This window comes from Streptomyces sp. STR69, from assembly GCF_024519455.1.
Lineage (GTDB): Bacteria > Actinomycetota > Actinomycetes > Streptomycetales > Streptomycetaceae > Streptomyces.
Map to the genome: position 1 here is coordinate 378,374 of NZ_JALJRY010000001.1, position 13,846 is coordinate 392,219.

At 69.7% G+C, this 13,846-nt stretch carries 13 protein-coding genes; 7 read left to right on the plus strand and 6 right to left on the minus strand.

Annotated features, from left to right (window positions below; genetic code table 11):
• Nucleotides 1–32: 32 nt before the first annotated feature.
• The 3 genes from OC490_RS01765 (at nucleotide 33) to OC490_RS01775 (ending at nucleotide 3,373) form a co-directional block, all read left to right on the plus strand.
• Entirely contained in the window at nucleotides 33–551 is a 519-nt protein-coding gene (locus OC490_RS01765; protein WP_262055940.1) for a SigE family RNA polymerase sigma factor, read from the plus strand.
• Between the two features lie 52 nt (nucleotides 552–603).
• Complete coding sequence (locus OC490_RS01770) at nucleotides 604–1,845, plus strand: hypothetical protein (protein ID WP_262055941.1); 1,242 nt, start codon at nucleotides 604–606, stop codon at nucleotides 1,843–1,845.
• 163 nt (nucleotides 1,846–2,008) lie between these two features.
• On the plus strand, nucleotides 2,009–3,373 hold the full coding sequence (locus OC490_RS01775; protein ID WP_262055942.1) for a M14 family metallopeptidase: 1,365 nt from the start codon (nucleotides 2,009–2,011) through the stop codon (nucleotides 3,371–3,373).
• 7 nt (nucleotides 3,374–3,380) lie between these two features.
• Here OC490_RS01775 and OC490_RS01780 read toward each other — a convergent pair whose 3' ends face one another.
• The 5 genes from OC490_RS01780 to OC490_RS01800 form a co-directional block, all read right to left on the minus strand.
• Nucleotides 3,381–4,031 (minus strand): hypothetical protein, encoded by a 651-nt coding sequence (locus OC490_RS01780; protein WP_262055943.1) that lies wholly within the window; start codon nucleotides 4,029–4,031, stop codon nucleotides 3,381–3,383.
• Nucleotides 4,032–4,107: 76 nt separating this feature from the next.
• Nucleotides 4,108–5,583, minus strand: coding sequence for a GntP family permease (locus OC490_RS01785; protein ID WP_262055944.1), 1,476 nt, complete (start codon nucleotides 5,581–5,583; stop codon nucleotides 4,108–4,110).
• Between the two features lie 144 nt (nucleotides 5,584–5,727).
• Nucleotides 5,728–6,132, minus strand: coding sequence for a RidA family protein (locus OC490_RS01790; protein WP_262055945.1), 405 nt, complete (start codon nucleotides 6,130–6,132; stop codon nucleotides 5,728–5,730).
• Nucleotides 6,129–6,893, minus strand: coding sequence for an IclR family transcriptional regulator (locus tag OC490_RS01795; protein WP_262055946.1), 765 nt, complete (start codon nucleotides 6,891–6,893; stop codon nucleotides 6,129–6,131). Before OC490_RS01795 ends, OC490_RS01790 begins: the two co-directional genes overlap by 4 nt.
• Nucleotides 6,890–7,936 carry a sugar kinase gene (locus OC490_RS01800; protein WP_262055947.1) on the minus strand — a complete coding sequence of 349 codons (1,047 nt, stop codon included), beginning with the start codon at nucleotides 7,934–7,936 and terminating at the stop codon, nucleotides 6,890–6,892. The genes OC490_RS01795 and OC490_RS01800 overlap by 4 nt, the downstream gene beginning before the upstream one ends.
• Before the next feature lie 138 nt (nucleotides 7,937–8,074).
• Here OC490_RS01800 and OC490_RS01805 point away from each other — a divergent pair, with 138 nt between their 5' ends.
• Both OC490_RS01805 and OC490_RS01810 read left to right on the plus strand, forming a co-directional pair.
• Nucleotides 8,075–9,358 (plus strand): amino acid deaminase, encoded by a 1,284-nt coding sequence (locus OC490_RS01805; protein ID WP_262055948.1) that lies wholly within the window; start codon nucleotides 8,075–8,077, stop codon nucleotides 9,356–9,358.
• Between the two features lie 20 nt (nucleotides 9,359–9,378).
• Nucleotides 9,379–10,974 (plus strand): N-acyl-D-amino-acid deacylase family protein, encoded by a 1,596-nt coding sequence (locus tag OC490_RS01810; RefSeq protein ID WP_262055949.1) that lies wholly within the window; start codon nucleotides 9,379–9,381, stop codon nucleotides 10,972–10,974.
• A gap of 72 nt (nucleotides 10,975–11,046) precedes the next feature.
• Here the strand turns inward: OC490_RS01810 and OC490_RS01815 are convergent, their stop codons facing one another.
• On the minus strand, nucleotides 11,047–11,883 hold the full coding sequence (locus tag OC490_RS01815; RefSeq protein WP_262055950.1) for a trypsin-like serine peptidase: 837 nt from the start codon (nucleotides 11,881–11,883) through the stop codon (nucleotides 11,047–11,049).
• Between the two features lie 159 nt (nucleotides 11,884–12,042).
• Between OC490_RS01815 and OC490_RS01820 the strand changes: the two genes are divergently transcribed.
• Nucleotides 12,043–13,254, plus strand: a complete 1,212-nt coding sequence (locus tag OC490_RS01820) for a pyridoxal phosphate-dependent aminotransferase (RefSeq protein WP_262055951.1) — start codon at nucleotides 12,043–12,045, stop codon at nucleotides 13,252–13,254.
• Between the two features lie 111 nt (nucleotides 13,255–13,365).
• Nucleotides 13,366–13,764 carry a hypothetical protein gene (locus OC490_RS01825; protein WP_262055952.1) on the plus strand — a complete coding sequence of 133 codons (399 nt, stop codon included), beginning with the start codon at nucleotides 13,366–13,368 and terminating at the stop codon, nucleotides 13,762–13,764.
• Nucleotides 13,765–13,846: the final 82 nt, after the last annotated feature.

Consider the following 13,846-nt stretch of genomic DNA (forward strand, 5'->3'; position numbering starts at 1 on the left):
GGCAACAGCCCGCGGGGGCAGGGGGAAACGGTATGAGACGACAGGGACGCGCCGACGAGTACGCGGAGTTCGCCGCCGCACGCGCCGGGCATCTCTATCGGTCCGCCTGTCTGCTGACCGCCGGGGACACACATCTCGCCGAGGACCTGGTGCAGGAGACCCTCGGCAAGCTGTACGTCGGCTGGGGGCGGATGTCCCGGATCGGCAACCCCGCCGGGTACGCGCAGACCGTGCTCACCCGTACGTTCCTCGCCCATCAGCGGCGCCGCAGCAGCACCGAGCGCGCCACCGACGTACTGCCCGACCGGCCCGACCCCGGCGGCGCAGCCGGTGACACACCCCTGCGGCTGACCCTGCTCCAGGCCCTGTCCCGGCTGCCCGCGAAGGACCGGGCCGTGGTCGTCCTGCGCTACTGGGAGGACCGGTCCGTCGAGGAGACCGCCGACGTCATGCACGTCAGCTCGGCCGCCGTACGCACCCGCTGCGTCCGCGCGCTGGGCCGGCTGCGGGAACTCCTCGGCGAGAACCTCGACGAGTACGCCCGCCCCTGATCACCCCTTTCATTCCGCCCGCCAACTCCCCTATGCGAAACGGTGGTTCGCCATGCCCGACGCACACCCCAGCGACAGCGCCGACCCCTTCGAGACCCGGCTCGCCGCCGGCCTCCGGGACGCGGGCGACGCCTTCGAGACCGACCGGGCCGCGCTCGTCACCGCGGGTGCCCTCAAGGGCCGACGGCGGCTGCTACGACGCCGGAACGCCGCCGTGATGAGCGGCGCGGCCGGTATCGCCCTCGTCGGCGTCGGCACGGCGGTGCTCCTGCCGAGCGGCTCCCCCGACGTACAGGGTTCCCCGGCCACGTCCACCCGCGCCTCCGCCACCTCCGCTCCCGCTCCCGTGTCCGGCAAGGACCTGTTCATGACGTTCGGACGCCTGATCGGCGACGGCTCGTACACCAAGATCGAGACCCGTGGCACGGACGAGGGACCGGCGCCGTACGTCCATGCCGTCTACGACGACGGGAAGGGCAAGTCGGCCGTGGAGCTGAGCCTGGGCCGGGTGGAGCCGGGGAGCGACGAGGCGCGGCAGGCCACCACGTGTCCGGCGAAGGTGTTCACGCACTACGACGCGTGCCGCACCAGCCGGCTGGCGGACGGTTCGGTGGTCATGGTCCTTCAGGGGTACGAGTATCCCGACCGCCGGGTGGACACCAAGTTGTGGCGCGCGGAACTCGTCACCCCGCAGGGGCAGCACGTGAGCGTGAGCGAGTGGAACGCCGCCGCCGAGAAGGACTCACCGATCACCAGGCCCCAACCGCCGCTGTCTCCCTCCCGGTTGACGAAACTCGTGGCCTCGGAGGCATGGCGGAAGGTGGTCGACGCGATGCCCGAGCAGGCGACGACGGGGACCCCGGCACCGAGCGACACGGCTTTCGGCGCTCCCGTCGCCCCGACCCTCAAGAGCCTGCTGCCGAAGGGGCTCACGGTCTCCGACAGCAGCGGTGACGACACCGGGTTCGGCTATCTCGTCGTGGACGACGGCAAGGGCAAGACCCTCGTCCAGGTCAACGTCCAGGCGAACATGTCGGACGTCGAGGGCGACCTCTTCGGCTCCGACGCGGAAGTCCTGTCCGACGGCACGAAGGTCGTCGAGCACCAGGGGCCCGGCGAGAAGGGCGGCTCGGGTGTCGTGATGTGGACCGTCGACACCATCCGCACCGACGGCACGCGCGTGGTGATCAGCGCCTTCAACTCCGGTGCCCAGGACACCCCTTCGACCCGCAAGGCCCCGGCGCTGACGATGAAGCAGCTCCGGGAAATCGCCCTGAGCCCGAAGTGGCGGTAATCCGGCCACCGACTTTGGACGCCCTTGACCTGACCATGCCAACACATCAACATAGGCGCCACACAGGAACGCCAGGAGGAACCCGCACAGGAACTCCCCACCCGCACGCCGTACTTCACGCACGTCGCACTGAAACACCCCCCAACTCCAGCAAGGAGATTTCATGCGACTCCGTATACGCGGCTCAGGCACCCGGAGCGGCAGACGCACCGCCGCGCTCGCCGCCCTGATGGCCCTCGCCCTCGCCGCCCCCGTCGCGGAGACGGCCACGGCGGCGAAGGCCACCGCCGACAGCGCACGGCAGGCCTCCCCGACCGCGGACGACATCCGCCAGTACGAGATCCACGTCGACCACAACACCCCGGTCACGCGTACGGCCATCGCGGCGGCCGGCGTCACGGTGGACGAGTCCGACGAGGAGACCGTGGTCGTCTCCGGCCGCGCCGCCCAGATCAAACAGCTGCGCCAACTGGGCTACGACGTCTCGCTGTTGGGCGCCGCCCCGGACCGCTCCTCGGCCGCGGACACCGCACGGCTCCTCGACTTCCCCTCGGCCGACTCGAAGTACCACAACTACGCCGAGGCGAACACGGAGATCGACCAGCGGCTCGCCGCCTACCCGGGCATCATGAGCAGGAAGGTGATCGGCAAGTCGTACCAGGGCCGGGACATCGTCGCCATCAAGGTCAGCGACAACGTGGCCACCGACGAGAACGAGCCCGAGGTCCTGTTCACCTTCCACCAGCACGCCCGCGAGCACATGACCGTGGAGATGGCGCTGTATCTGCTGCGCGAACTGGGCGCGGGCTACGGCACCGACTCCCGCGTCACGAACATCGTCAACAGCCGCGAGATCTGGATCGTGCCCGATCTCAACCCGGACGGCGGCGAGTACGACATCGCGACCGGCGCCTACCGGTCCTGGCGCAAGAACCGCCAGCCCAACTCCGGTTCCAGTTACGTCGGTACGGACCTCAACCGGAACTGGAACTACAACTGGGGCTGCTGCGGCGGCTCTTCGGGCTCGACCTCGTCCGAGACCTACCGGGGCACGTCCGCCGAGTCGGCGCCCGAGGTGAAGGTGGTCGCGGACTTCGTGCGCAGCCGGGTCGTCGGCGGGAAGCAGCAGATCACCGCGGGCATCGACTTCCACACGTACAGCGAACTGGTGCTGTGGCCCTTCGGGTACACGTACTCCGACACGGCCACCGGGATGACCGCGGACGACGCCGCCGCATTCAAGGCGGTCGGGCAGAAGATGGGCGCGAGCAACGGCTACACGGCCGAGCAGTCCAGCGACCTGTACATCACGGACGGTTCGATCGACGACTACCTCTGGGGCAGTCAGAAGATCTTCGACTACACCTTCGAGATGTATCCGACGTCCAGTTCCGCGGGCGGGTTCTACCCGCCCGACGAGGTCATCGAGCGGGAGACCTCACGGAACCGGGACGCGGTGTTCCAGCTGCTGGAGAACGCGGACTGCATGTACCGGTCCATCGGCAAGGCGGCCCAGTACTGCAGCTAGTTACCGGCTAGTCCTTGCGGACCTCGGCCTCCGCCTCGGCGAGCGCGGCTTCGTCCACCTCGGCGGACTCGTCGTCCTCGTCCTCGTCGCCGTCCTCGAAGTACGCGTCGAGGACGGCGTCGAGCTGCGTCTCCCACTCGGCGAACCGGCTCCTGGCCGCCGCCTCGATCTCGATCGGGTACCAACGGCGGTCAGGAGTGTGCACCGTGATGGTGAACCGCTTGCCGAAGCGCGGGGTCTCGGTCTCGACGGCCCCGATCTCGTCCCAGCGGAACTCGCACGCCTGGTCGTCCAGGCGCAGTCGTACGCCCTTCTCGTCCGCGACGATCTCCGCCCGCCGGTCGGAGGCCTCGAAGACGGGCCCCTCGGACTCGTCGTCGGCGTCACCGTCCTCGTCGGAGTCGTCCTCGCCGGAGTCGTCGTCCTCGGCGACGGCCTTCTCGACCTCCGCCTCCTCGACCGGCGACTCCGCGGCCGACGGTTCCCCGACCTCCGGCTCCTCCGCCTCGGTCTCCACGTCCTCCGTCTTCTTGTCCTCCGGCTCGTCGGAGGACACGGCGGGTGCGGTGAGCCCGGGAATGAAGGCCGGGTCGAATCCGGCGCCCGTCACGGGCTCGCCCTTCAGGGGCTGGCTGCTCGAACCTATGCGCTGCTCCACAGCGCGAAGTATGGTCGACGATCCTGTGTCGGACACAGCCAGCCCCTACTTCGTTATCAGACGCCTACACGAACTTCTAGACGAAGAGGCTCAATACGGCCGCCACCGCGAACCCCGCCACCGACAGCACCGACTCCAGCACCGTCCACGTCCTCAACGTGTCCCGCTCACTGATCCCGAAGTACTTGGCCACCATCCAGAAGCCCCCGTCATTGACGTGCGAGGCGAAGATCGAGCCGGCCGAGATCGCCATGATGACGAGCGCGACAAAGGCCTGGGAGTGGTCGCCCTCGGTGAGGAGGGGGGCCACGATGCCCGCCGTCGTGACGATCGCGACCGTCGCCGAGCCCTGTGCGACCCGTAGTACCAGCGAGATCAGGTACGAGAGGACCAGCACCGGCAGGCCCACGTCGTGGAAGGTGTCCGAGAGGGCCTGCGCGACGCCGCTCGCCTTGAGGACGGCGCCGAAGACCCCGCCCGCGCCGACGACCAGGATGATGTTGCCGACCGGCTTGAGGGAAGCGGTGGAGACGGTTTCCAGGGACTTGCGGGACCAGCCCCGACGTAGACCCAGGAGGTAGTACGCGAGGAGGAGCGCGATCGTCAGGGCCACGAAGGGGCTGCCGAAGAACTCGACCACCGAGCGGCCGGTGGACGGGTCGAAGGCGATCGACGAGAAGGTGGCCGCGAGGATGAGGACCAGGGGCGTACCGATGATCGCGAGGACCGTGCCCAGCGCCACCGGCTGCTCCTGCGGTACGACCCCGGACTCCCGCTGCTCGTCGATGACCGCCTGCTTCGCCTCGGCCGCCGCCTCGACCATGTCCTGCGGTACGGCGACGAAGATCCGCTTGCCGATCCAGGCCGCGTAGGCCCACGCGGCGAGCACGGCCGGGATACCCACGACGATGCCCATGAGGATGACCCAGCCGAGCTGGACGTGGAGGAGACCTGCGGCTGCCACCGGGCCGGGGTGCGGCGGGAGGAACGCGTGGGTCATCGACAGGCCCGCGAGCAGGGGCAGGCAGTAGAGCAGGATCGACTTGCCGCCGCGCTTGGCGGCTGCGTACACGATCGGCGCGAGGACGAAGATGCCGACGTCGAAGAAGACCGGGATGCCGAAGATCAGGCCGGTCAGGCCCATGGCGAGGGGCGCTCGTTTCTCGCCGAACAACCCGAGCAGCCGGGACGCCAACACCTCCGCGCCGCCGCTGACTTCGAGGATCGCGCCGAGCATCGTGCCCAGGCCGATGATGATCGCGACATGGCCGAGGATGCCGCCCATGCCGGACTCGATGGTGGAGACGGCGTCCGAGCGCTGGACCGTGCCGAAGAGTTCGGTGACGGACAGGCCGGCCAGCAGGCCGACGGTTATGGAGACGGCGAGGAGGGCCACGAAGGGCTGGAGTCTGACCTTGATGATCAGGAAGAGCAGGAGCGCGATCCCGAGGGCGGCGACCGTCAACAGGCCTGCGGTGCCGTCGAGCAGAAGGAGCAGACCTCCGGTGTGGGGTGGTGTCACGGGGGCGGTTGCGGCGAGCGGTAGGGACATGTGGGGGTCCTCGTTGTCGTCGTAAGAGCATGGGTCCGGGGGTCTGGGGGATGTCCCCCAGAGGGCACAGGGGCAGGGGGGATCGCGGCGCGGCACCCCGGAGGGTGCCGAACCGTCGTACGGTGTGCGGGAGTTGGGGCAGCCCTAGCCCAGAACGGCCAGCGCGTCGATCTCGATGAGCAGGCCGGCGGGGAGACCGACGTAGACCGTCGTGCGCGCGGCCGGGATCTCGACCCGGCCCTCGAAGTACGCGTTGTAGATCGCGTTCATCTCGGCGAAGTGGTCCACGTCCGTCAGATAGACGCGGAGCATCATCACGTCCTCCCAGCTCGCGCCGCCCTCCTCCAGGATCGCGTGGACGTTGGCGAGGGTCTGGAGGGTCTGTTCGCGCAGGGTCGGGCCGGCCGGTGTCGGCGGCCTGCCCTCCTCGGCGGGGAGGAAGCCGACCTGCCCGGCGACCTGGAGGATGTTCCCCTTGCGGACGCCGTGCGAGAACTTCGCGGGCGGGGTGGTGTGGGTCTTCGGGGTGAGCGCGATCTTCTCGGTCATGAGGTGGCTTCCTTGACGGGGGTTCTGCCGGAGTACTCCCCGCTGATGGCGTCCGCCGTACGACGGACCAGCGGGAGCAGGGTGAGGAGTTCGTCGGCGGTGACGACGACGTTGGGCGCGGAGACCGACATCGCGGCGACCACGCGTCCGTCGGCGCCCCGGATCGGCGCGGCGACGCAGTTGATGGACTCTTCGTGGCCGCCCAGGTCGGTGGCCCAGCCCTGTTCCCGTACCTTCTCCAACTCCCGCAGGAAAGCGGGGGCGTTGGGGGTGGAGCGGGCGGTGTACATGGGGTATTCGAGCTTGTCGGCGAGCACCCGGCGCTCGACCTCCGGGAGGTCGGCGAGCAGCAGCTTCGCCACGCCCGCGACCGTGATGGCGACCGGCTTGCCGATCCGCGAGTACATGCGCACCGGGTAGCGGCTCTCCACCTTGTCGATGTAGAGGACCTCGTTCTCCTCGTACACCGCGAGGTGGACGGTATGACCGCACTGTTCGTTGAGGCGTACGAGATGGGGGTGGGCGATCTCGCGGATGTCGAGGTTCTCCATCGCCTCCTGGGCGAGGGCGATGAGGCGGGCGCCCAGGCGGTAGCGCTGGTCGGACTGGCGGTAGACGAGGCCGTGTTCGTGCAGGGTGCGCAGCAGGCGCAGGGCCGTCGACTTGTGGACGTCGAGGCGCTCGGCGACCTGGCCGAGGTCGGCGGGGCCCTCGGCGAGCAGCGGCAGGATGCTGAGCGCGCGGTCGACGGTCTGACTCATGGCGTACGTACCTCCTCGTCGGCCCAGTCGGCGGCGTCGGTCCAGCCGGGGCCGAGTCGAAGTCTCCCCCACGCCAGGTCGTCGAGGGCGGCCAGGCGGTCGGCGTGGTCGCGGACCGGCGGCGCGGCGAGGTCGCCGGGGACGGTGAGGGCGGCGGCGGCCGTGAGGTGGCCGTGCCGCAGGCGGTCCCGTACGGGCAGTCCCCGCAGGGTCGCGGAGAGGAACCCGGCGGCGAAGGCGTCCCCGGCACCCACCTCGGCGACGACGTCGACGTGCGGCGCGGGCACGAAGGTGACGTCACCCCGGTGGAAGACGGTGGCCCCGCGCCCGCCCTGCTTCACGACGAGCGTCTCGGGGTCGGGGAAGGCGGCCCGTACGGCATCGGCCCCGACCAGCCCCCAGACCTCGGCGGCCTCGTCCTCACCGACGAAGACGAGGTCCGCGCCGCGCGCCAGTTCCAGCAGCACGCTCGGTCCGTCGGCCGAACGCCCCAGCGCGGGGCGGTGGTTGACGTCGAAGGAGATCAGCGGACGGTGCGCGCGGAGCGCGGTCAGCTCGCGGACCAGGCCGAGGCAGCCGGCGGAGAGCATCGGGGTGATCCCGGACAGATGCAGCACCCGCCCGGCCCGTACGGCGGCCAGGTCCACGTTCGTCGCGGCCATCGCGGAGGCGGCGGATCCGGCCCGGTAGTACGCCACCTCGTGGGCGTCGGTGGCCCGGTCCCCGGCGGTGCGGAAGTAGATGCCGGTGGGGCGCACGGGATCGCGTTCCACGGCGGACACATCCACCCCGTACCCGCCGATGGTCTCGACGAGATGGTCCCCGAAGCCGTCGGCCCCGACCCGGCTGACCCACCGGACGGTGTGCCCGGCCGCCGCCAGTACGCAGGCGACGTTGGACTCGGCGCCGCCGATGGCGCGGCCGAAGGACGGTACGTCGGCGAGGCGGCCCGGGCGGCTGGGTAGGAAGGTGACCATGGACTCGCCCAGCGCTACGACGTCGACGACGTCACGGGCGGCGGTGGACTGTCCGTCGGCGGTCACGATGGTGATGGCTCCTCGTCGGTGCACCGGTTTGCGGCGGCTCCGTTGACCCGGTGTTGGGCGAGATGTTAGACAGCGGTAAGCGATATACGCAATGAAGGTTGCAGAGATTGCAACACTCCAGCTCAGGGAGGCCTCATGGTCCGCGACACCGGTACCGAAGCGCTCGCCCGGCTCGCCGGGGAACGCGTCGACCACCGTTTCAAGGGCCTCCCCCCGGACGCGGACGGCGTCACGGTCGCCGAACTGTCCGCCCAGCGCCGCAGCCTCTTCACCGGCGGCTTCACCACCCCCGTCCTCGCCCTCTCCGCCGAGCGCCTGGAGCACAACCTCCGCCTCATGGAGACCTACGCGACCCGCCACGGCCTCGCCTTCGCCCCGCACGGCAAGACCTCCATGGCCCCCCAGCTCTTCCACCGCCAACTCGCCCACGGCGCCTGGGGCATCACCCTTGCGGTCCCCCACCAGGTGCGCGTGGCAAGGGAGTTCGGCATCGACCGGATCTTCCTCGCGAACGAGCTCGTCGACCCGGCGGCCCTGAAGTGGATCTCGGCCCAGCTCGACGCCGACCCGCGCTTCCGCTTCATCTGCTACGTCGACTCCGTGCGCGGGGTCGGGCTGATGGACGCGGCCCTGCGCGGCGCCGCCCGCCCGGTGGACGTCGTCGTCGAACTGGCCGCCGGCGAGGGCGCCCGCACCGGCGTGCGTACGGAGGCGGAGTGCGCGGCGGTCGCGGACGCGGTGGCCGCCGTAGCGACTCTGCGGTTGGTCGGGGTGGCGGGTTACGAGGGCGAGGTGCCGCAGGCCGACCCGGAGCGGGTGCACGCGTGGCTGCGCCGACTGACCGCGCTCGCCGTGGAGTTCGACAAGGCGGGGCGGTTCGCCGGGTCCGGGCTCGACGAGATCGTGGTCAGCGCGGGCGGCAGCGCCTGGTTCGACGCGGTGGCCGACGTCCTCGCCGAGCTGCCCGAACTCTCCCTCTCCGCGCTGAAGTTGCTGCGCTCGGGCGCCTACGTCTCGCACGACGACGGCCACTACCGCAAGCTGACCCCCTTCACCCGGGTCCCCGAAGAGGGCGCCCTGGAGCCCGCGTTCCGGCTCTGGGCGCAGATCGTCTCCCGCCCCTCCCCCGAGCAGGCCTTCGCCAACGCGGGCAAGCGGGACGCGGCCTACGACCTCGACCTCCCGCTCGCCCAGGTCGTCCGCCGGGACGGCACCGAGCGCCCGGCGACCGGCATCGAGATCACCGGCCTGTCCGACCAGCACGCCTGGCTGCGGACGACAGACGAGGCGGACCTGGAGGTGGGCGACTGGATCGGGATGGGTCTGTCCCACCCCTGCACGTCCTTCGACAAGTGGCAGCTGATCCCGGTGGCGGAGGCGGACGGGACGGTCGTCGACTACATCCGTACGTTCTTCTAGAGGCTCCCGGGAGGCATCGCATGGAAGAGCTCGTCATCCGGGACGCGGACGTCGTGGACGGCTCCGGCGGCCCGTCGTACCGCGCCGATGTGGTCGTGGACGGCGGACGGATCGTCGCGATCGTGCAGGAGGCCGCTGCGGCGGGCTGTCAACGTCCGAAGGCGCGGCGGGAGTTGGACGCGGAGGGGCTGGTCCTCTCCCCCGGCTTCATCGACATGCACGCCCACAGCGACCTCGCCCTGCTCCGCGACCCGGACCACAGCGCCAAGGTCGCGCAGGGGGTGACCCTCGAAGTCATCGGCCAGGACGGGCTGTCGTACGCCCCCGTCGACGACCGCACGCTCGCCGAGGTGCGCCGGGCGATCACCGGGTGGAACGGGTACGGCGACGACATCGACTTCGACTGGCGGTCGGTGGGCGAGTACCTGGACCGGCTGGACTCCGCTTTCGACGGCCGTGGAATCGCGGTCAACGCGGCCTACTTGATCCCGCAGGGCACGGTCCGGATGCTCGCCGTCGGCTGGGACGACCGGGAGGCGACGCCCCAAGAGCTGGACCGGATGCGGCAGTTGGTCGCCGAGGGCATGGAACAGGGCGCGGTCGGCATGTCGTCCGGGCTCACCTACACGCCCGGCATGTACGCCAAGGACGCCGAACTCACCGAACTCTGCCGGGTGGTGGCCTCCTACGACGGCTACTACTGCCCGCACCACCGCTCGTACGGCGCGGGCGCGCTGGAGGCCTACGCGGAGATGGTGGAGCTGGCGCGGGAGGCCGACTGCTCTCTCCATCTGGCCCACGCCACCATGAACTTCGGCGTGAACGAGGGCCGGGCACCGGAACTGCTGACCCTCCTGGACGAGGCCCTGGCCACCGGCGCGGACATCAGCCTCGACACCTACCCCTACACCCCCGGCTGCACAACTCTCGTGGCGATGCTGCCGAGTTGGGCGAGCGAGGGCGGCCCGGAGGCGATCCTGCGGCGGCTGGCGGACGACGAGACCGCCGACCGCATCCGCCATCACCTGGAGGTGATCGGCTCGGACGGCTGCCACGGGGTGCCGATGGAGTGGGACACGATCGAGATCGCGGGGGTCACGGATCCCGCGCTGGCGGAGTACGTCGGCCGCCGCCTCGACAGCTGGGCCACCGCCCGCCGGCTGCTCCTGGCCGACCGGCTCGCCCCGTCGATCCTCCAGCACGTGGGCCACGAGGAGAACGTCCGGCAGATCATGCGGCACCGCGTCCACACGGGCGGCTCGGACGGCATCCTCCAGGGCGCGAAGCCGCATCCGCGGGCGTACGGCACGTTCCCGCAGTATCTGGGGCGGTATACAAGGGAGTTGGGCGTGCTGTCCCTGGAGGAGTGCGTGGCCCATCTGACGTCCCGCCCGGCGGCCCGCCTGCGCCTGCCCGACCGGGGTCTGGTCAAGGAGGGCTACCGCGCGGACCTGGTGCTGTTCGACCCCGCGACGGTGGCGGCGGGCTCGACCTTCGAGCAGCCGCGCACCCTGCCGACCGGCATCCCCCACGTCCTGATCGACGGCCGCTTCGTCATCGAAGACGGCCGCCGAACGAACGAACTGGCGGGCAGATCAGTACGCCGCACTACATAACGCCGTGCCTTTCTCAGGGGCGCGGGGAACTGCGCGACCAGCCACGACGCACCTGCGGACGAAAACGGCGCACTACGGCTTGGGCAACGTGCAGCCACTCGCACTCAGGGCAAGCACATTCGCCGAGGTGAAGCAGGCCGGGATGTTGTAGGTCTCCTCGGCGTAGTTGATGCCCTCGCGAACAGTCACCGTGCCGTTCTCGTCGACCTCGCACGGGTTGTCGACGGTGCAGGTCTCGCCGTCCTCGTTGCCCGTGTTGTTGACGGCGACGACCTGGCCGGTGCTGGTGTCGATGACCGGGGAGCCGGAGGTGCCGCCGATGGTGTTGCAGGCGGAGGTGTAGCGGACCGAGTCCTTCCAGGTCCAGGAGCCCTCCTTCAGCCGGTACACGAACCCGTCGATGTTGCAGCTGTAGATCGTCTTCCAGTAGCCGGAGACGACCTTGATGGCGGTGCCGGCGGTCGGGTGCGTGGCGCTCACGGTGAGCGGGCTGATGTTGTACGCGCTCTTGATCGCCGCGTACGTGGTCGTCGTGCGGTAGATCGTCACGTCCGTGTCGGTCATCGTCGAGTAGACGACCTGGTTGGCGCGGAGCGTGGCGACCTTGGTGCCGGCCGAGTTCAGCAGCCCGAAGGTACGGGTGGAGGACTGGCCGGTGATGACCTGGCCGGCCGCCGGGAAGCCGGTCTCCAGGCAGTGGCCGTTGGTCAGCACGAGCGCCGGGGAGGTGTCGGTCGAGTTCGGGAAGCGGATGACCGAGCCGGAGCAGTTGCTGAGCGAGACGGTTCCGGCGAAGTCGACGGTCACGGCCGCCGCCTTCGGTGCCGCCTGCGGTGCGGCGACGGCGGGCACCACGCCCGCCCCGGCGATGGCCAGGCCCGAGAGTGCGGCAAGGAGAGGCTTGTTCATGTGGGGGTCCCCTCTTACAGACGCGAGCGACCGGAGATCTTCCGGTCGCCCTCGCGTCATTGTCATGCACATTCTCACGACAAGAGGGTGCCGCCGCAAGAAGCCCACGTGGTGCAAAACACGGCGCGAGAGGCGTTACCGGGCCGTAAGCTCACCGACATGCAGGTGATCCAGTCGACCAAGCTCTCCAACGTCTGTTACGAGATCCGGGGCCCGGTTCTCGAAGAGGCGATGCGTCTGGAAGCGGCCGGCCACCGCATCCTGAAGCTGAACACGGGCAACCCGGCGGCCTTCGGGTTCGAGTGCCCGCCCGAGATCCTGGAGGACATCCTCCGGAACGTGTCGTCGGCACACGGGTACGGCGACGCGAAGGGCCTGCTGGCCGCCCGCCGCGCGGTCGTCATGCACAACCAGACCCTCGGCATCGAGACGGACGTGGAGCACGTCTTCATCGGCAACGGCGTCTCCGAGCTGATCGTCATGGCGATGCAGGGCCTGCTCGACGACGGCGACGAGGTGCTCGTCCCCTCCCCCGACTACCCCCTGTGGACCGCCGCCGTCTCGCTCTCCGGCGGGACCGCCGTCCACTACCGCTGCGACGAGCAGTCCGACTGGATGCCCGACCTCGCCGACGTGGAGCGGAAGGTCAGCGACCGCACCAAGGCGATCGTCATCATCAACCCGAACAACCCGACCGGGGCCGTCTACGACGAGGAGATGCTGCGCGGGCTGACCGACATCGCCCGCCGCCACAACCTCCTCGTCTGCTCCGACGAGATCTACGACAAGATCCTCTACGACGGCGCCACGCACATCCCGACCGCGAAGATCGCCCCGGACCTGCTGACGCTCACGTTCAACGGGATGTCGAAGGCGTACCGGGTGGCCGGTTACCGGGTCGGGTGGATGTCGATCTCCGGGCCGCGCGCGCACGCCGAGTCCTACATCGAGGGTCTGACGATCCTGGCCAACATGCGGCTCTGCGCCAACATGCCCGGGCAGCACGGGGTGGTCGCCGCGCTCAGCGGGCGGCAGACCATCAACGACCTGGTGCTGCCGGGCGGGCGGCTCAAGGAGCAGCGGGACGTCGCGTACGAGCTGCTGACCCAGATCCCGGGTGTGACCTGCGTGAAGCCGAAGGGGGCGCTGTATCTGTTCCCGCGGCTCGACCCACAGGTCTTCAAGGTCAAGGACGACCGGCAGATGGTGCTCGACCTGCTGCGCCGCGAGAAGATCATGGTCGTCCACGGCACCGGCTTCAACTGGTCCGAGCCCGACCACTTCCGGGTCGTGACGCTGCCCTCGGTCGGGGATCTGCGGGACGCGGTGACGCGGATCGGGAACTTCCTGGACGGGTACAGCCAGCCCTAAACCTCGCGGCCTGTTTTTCTTCGACTTCTTCCGGTCAATTTTTCGGCCAACACAACTTTAGACGCAATCTAAGCTAGGATGGTTTCCTGTCTGAGCACAGGAGACCATGCCATGTACGAACCGATCCGCACGAAGTCGGTCCACAGCACCGTGGCCCGCCCGTCCTCCGACTTTCCTCATCGGTCGCGTGAGGAGGAACTGGACATTCAGCTTGCGGGTCACCTCGCTGCGCTGCTTGCGGTGACTGATGAACTGCGGGCGCTTGAGCCTTCGGCGGAGCTGGATGTTGCCGCCGAGCGGCTTGCCGGGCAGTTGACGCGGTTGCGTGGGGGTGCCTCGCCGGCCCGTGCGGCTGCGGCCACGCCTACGTCCCGGTTGGATGCGTTGCATCAGCGGGCGCACGCGCTTGCCGGGCGGGCGTTGGTTGTTGCGGCTTCTCGTGCGGATACGGCTGCGGCGATTTTGTCTGCCGAGCGGATGGATGCGCATGCGGTGACCGCGGTCGCCTGATCGCCGTAGGGGTTCCGTGCTTTTGCGGGTGCGCGCCCGCTGTGGCTGGTCGCGCAGTTCCCCGCGCCCCTAAAGACGGCCG

Coding starts and splice junctions, on each gene's coding strand:
- OC490_RS01765 (WP_262055940.1), top strand. CDS start 33: ATGAGACGACAGGGACGCGCCGACGAGTACGCGGAGTTCGCCGCCGCA.
- OC490_RS01770 (WP_262055941.1), top strand. CDS start 604: ATGCCCGACGCACACCCCAGCGACAGCGCCGACCCCTTCGAGACCCGG.
- OC490_RS01775 (WP_262055942.1), top strand. CDS start 2,009: ATGCGACTCCGTATACGCGGCTCAGGCACCCGGAGCGGCAGACGCACC.
- OC490_RS01785 (WP_262055944.1), bottom strand. CDS start 5,583: ATGTCCCTACCGCTCGCCGCAACCGCCCCCGTGACACCACCCCACACC.
- OC490_RS01790 (WP_262055945.1), bottom strand. CDS start 6,132: ATGACCGAGAAGATCGCGCTCACCCCGAAGACCCACACCACCCCGCCC.
- OC490_RS01795 (WP_262055946.1), bottom strand. CDS start 6,893: ATGAGTCAGACCGTCGACCGCGCGCTCAGCATCCTGCCGCTGCTCGCC.
- OC490_RS01805 (WP_262055948.1), top strand. CDS start 8,075: ATGGTCCGCGACACCGGTACCGAAGCGCTCGCCCGGCTCGCCGGGGAA.
- OC490_RS01810 (WP_262055949.1), top strand. CDS start 9,379: ATGGAAGAGCTCGTCATCCGGGACGCGGACGTCGTGGACGGCTCCGGC.
- OC490_RS01815 (WP_262055950.1), bottom strand. CDS start 11,883: ATGAACAAGCCTCTCCTTGCCGCACTCTCGGGCCTGGCCATCGCCGGG.
- OC490_RS01820 (WP_262055951.1), top strand. CDS start 12,043: ATGCAGGTGATCCAGTCGACCAAGCTCTCCAACGTCTGTTACGAGATC.
- OC490_RS01825 (WP_262055952.1), top strand. CDS start 13,366: ATGTACGAACCGATCCGCACGAAGTCGGTCCACAGCACCGTGGCCCGC.